Genomic DNA, 1,350 nt, shown 5'->3' with positions numbered 1-1,350 from the left:
CCATAGCAATAGTGCAGGGTTTTAGGTTCGCGATATGGCTAAGCAACTTACTTCGTTGAAGTTTTTTACGGCTGATGTTTTTTCCTTTATGATCGATTTCAACAAGAAAGAAAATATTTTTTGCTAAATCGATGCCGATGATTTTATGCTGAGTCATGGTCTTCTCCTTTTGCTTCGGGACCTGAACACTCCAAGCATGGCTCATGGTCATGTGAAGTGGTAGGGGGAGACCATCTCATCAACTTAACGCGGCGTTATATAGTGACGGAAGTAGCAATGTAGGGTGTAAGCTGTGTGTCTCAAAGCTTAATTAGCAGCGAAGTCGTTGTTTAATAGAACAAATTAGGCTGAGTGCAGGCAATCCTCATGCTACCCTTAAAGCTAAGTTTGTCTGCTTAATACGCTGGCGATTAAAGACAGAACAAACGGAGCTTTAAGGTAAGGCATTTCCCTTCACCTCTGCTTCGATTTTTGTCTGTTTACGATGATTTAGTGCGTGTGAATGAGGAGTCCAAGGATATCCATGGGCTTTGGTCACATATATAACAAGACGTTTAAATGCGACTCACAACGCGTGGCATTTTCACAGTGCGTTGATTTTAGTGATTAAGGTGTTTGCAGTTGCATTGTTATTGCGTTGTTCACGCTTTAACTTTTCGTTATGTGGTTACTGGAGTTTGAGAGATGATAATTAACAATTACGTACTGATTAGAAGGGAAAACGCCAATATTGGCTACTTCAAAAAGAGTATTGAAATGCCATGCGTGCCTCCAATCGGAACCAAAATCTGGTTTAACAAAGCCATAGGCAGTTTGTCCTTCATAGTGGAAACGATCACTTATTCAGAGGAGTCTGGGGAGTTTAGTTTGCACTTTGAGTTGGATGTTAGTGAAGAAGAAGTTCGCACAGAGCAACCTTTAAATGACAGCCATTTCCCTAAGCGCCTTATAAAATTAGGCTTTGAGGTTGAGTGGCTTGAAGAGGGCTATGAAGATCTAATAACCACATAACAAACTGTTTAAGAGGGATTCGCAACGCGTGGCATTTTCACTATGCGTTGGTTTTAGTGTTTAAGGTGGTATGCGGGGGCTTCGGTATTGCGTTGCTCACCTATATGGTCTCCCCCAGTTTTGCAAGTCAGCAGTATGATTAAAAGCGCAGGTTAACTACCATATATACGGCCTGTTTTAGCGGCTTTTGCCTTGGCCAAGATGAGGCAGTCGAACACGAAGTCCTAATCACCTTATCGACTTTAAAAGCCAGTGTGAGCAGAAGGTTTTCAACGTGTAGGATTTATCCTGTTATTCATCTCACTACGTACTTTGCAAAGGGTTGGTGATGTATGTTGT

Annotated in this window: 1 protein-coding gene and 1 pseudogene; one reads left to right on the top strand and one right to left on the bottom strand. The window is 41.9% G+C overall.

The window, feature by feature from the left end; all coding sequences use genetic code 11:
- A pseudogene (locus L4C38_RS21190) lies at positions 1 to 157 on the bottom strand (IS110 family transposase); the annotation flags it as partial.
- A 527-nt stretch (positions 158 to 684) separates the two neighbouring features.
- On the opposite strand from L4C38_RS21190, the gene L4C38_RS21185 reads away from it, so the two are divergent.
- Positions 685 to 1,011 (top strand): hypothetical protein, encoded by a 327-nt coding sequence (locus L4C38_RS21185; RefSeq protein ID WP_428799513.1) that lies wholly within the window; start codon positions 685 to 687, stop codon positions 1,009 to 1,011.
- The last annotated feature ends 339 nt before the right edge of the window (positions 1,012 to 1,350 follow it).

It is taken from the genome of Vibrio kasasachensis (assembly GCF_050337565.1).
Lineage (GTDB): Bacteria > Pseudomonadota > Gammaproteobacteria > Enterobacterales > Vibrionaceae > Vibrio > Vibrio kasasachensis.
This window is presented reverse-complemented; position numbering and strand designations above follow the sequence as displayed.

What these genes read in the sequence shown, in the direction of transcription:
- L4C38_RS21185 (WP_428799513.1), top strand. Translation starts at nt 685, where the DNA reads ATGATAATTAACAATTACGTACTGATTAGAAGGGAAAACGCCAATATT.